Here is a 1,564-nt window from a genome sequence, read left to right as displayed (position 1 = left end):
GAGGCTGTGTGAAAACCCCTGATTATGCTAGGTTGAGGCACTGCTTCGGAGGTGCCAGATGGGACGTTTTGTCGAGGCTGCCGACCGTCATCAGGCGAGCTTTCTGCCCGCTTGTTTGGAGGACTATGTCGATCCCGACAATCCGGTCCGCATCATCGATGCCTTTGTCGATGAACTCGATCTTGCCGAGCTCGGTTTTGCCCGGGTGCAGCCGGCATCGACCGGCAGGCCCGGCTACGCGCCGGGCACGATGCTCAAGCTTTATGTCTATGGATACCTGCACCAGCTGACCTCGAGCCGGAAGCTGGAGCGCGAGGCGGGCCGCAACATCGAACTGATGTGGCTGACCGGCAAGCTGGCACCCGACTTCAAGACCATCGCCGACTTCCGTCACGACAATGCCGGTGCCATCCAGATCGCGTGCCAGCGCTTCGTTGCCATCTGCCGTGCCCTTGGCCTGGTCGGTGGTGGCATGGTCGCGATCGACGGATCACGCCTGCGCGCGGTGAACACGCACGAGAAGAACTATACCAAGGGGAAGCTTGCGCGGCGCAAGGCCCATGTCGAGGAGAGCATCGCGCGCTATCTCGCCGATCTTGAGGAGACCGACAGGGCGGAGACCGACCCGGCGACGCCGCGCATCGCTCACCTGACCGAGCGACTGGCGTCGCTGCGCGGGCGCCTTGGCGAACTCGAGGCGATCGGCCAGCAGTTGGAAGCCTCCCCCGATGAGCAGATATCGCTGACCGATCGGGATGCCCGCGCCATGGCAACCGGCAGCGATCATCGCGGCGTGGTCGGTTACAATGTTCAGGCGGCCGTCGATACCCGGCACCACATCGTCGTCGCCAATGCGGTGACCAACCGCGGTCATGACCGCTCGCATCTGCTGGAGATGGCCACAGCCGCCCAGGCCGAGACCGGCGCTGCCGAAATGATCGCCCTGGCAGATCGTGGATACTATGAGGGCGAGCAAATCCGCTCCTGCGCCAAAGCTGGCATCATCCCGATGGTGCCCAAGCCCAACACATCACCGGCTCAGGCGCGCGGCTTCTGGGGCAAGGCTAGGTTCGTGCATGAGCCTGAGACCGACACCTATCGCTGCCCCGCCGGTCAACAGCTGCAGAAACGCTTTGCCCGGGTGGAGGGCGGCAAACTCATCAGCGTCTACTTCAACCAGAAGGCCTGCAGCGCCTGCCCGTCGCGTCCCCTGTGCACAGCCGGCAAGGAGAAGCGCATCCGCCGATGGGAGCATGAGGCCGTGCTTGATGAGATGGAGCGCAGGCTTCAAGCGATGCCTGACGCAATGGCGGTCCGCCGCTGTACCGTCGAGCACGTCTTCGGCACCATCAAGGGCTGGATGGGTGCGACCCACTTCCGAACGCGCGGCCTCAAGAACGTCGCCACCGAAGCCAGCCTGGCGATACTGGCTTACAACATGAAGCGCGCCATTGCCGTCGCCGGCGTGGCCTCGACCCTCAAGGCGATAGCCGGGTGACCGGAGCCGACGCGCGCCGTGGCAACAACCTGCGCGACGAGCCACAGAGTTCTCACACAGCCTCGG

Annotated in this window: 1 protein-coding gene; it reads left to right on the top strand. The window is 64.2% G+C overall.

The features are described 5' to 3' along the window. Positions 1-58 precede the first annotated feature (58 nt). On the top strand, positions 59-1,498 hold the full coding sequence (locus KHC27_RS13800) for an IS1182 family transposase (protein ID WP_213339966.1): 1,440 nt from the start codon (positions 59-61) through the stop codon (positions 1,496-1,498). Positions 1,499-1,564: the final 66 nt, after the last annotated feature.

The organism is Ancylobacter lacus (assembly GCF_018390635.1).
In the GTDB taxonomy this organism is placed as follows: domain Bacteria; phylum Pseudomonadota; class Alphaproteobacteria; order Rhizobiales; family Xanthobacteraceae; genus Ancylobacter; species Ancylobacter lacus.
This window is presented reverse-complemented; position numbering and strand designations above follow the sequence as displayed.

Excerpts from the sequence above, each read along its gene's own strand:
- KHC27_RS13800 (WP_213339966.1), top strand. The coding sequence starts at position 59 with ATGGGACGTTTTGTCGAGGCTGCCGACCGTCATCAGGCGAGCTTTCTG.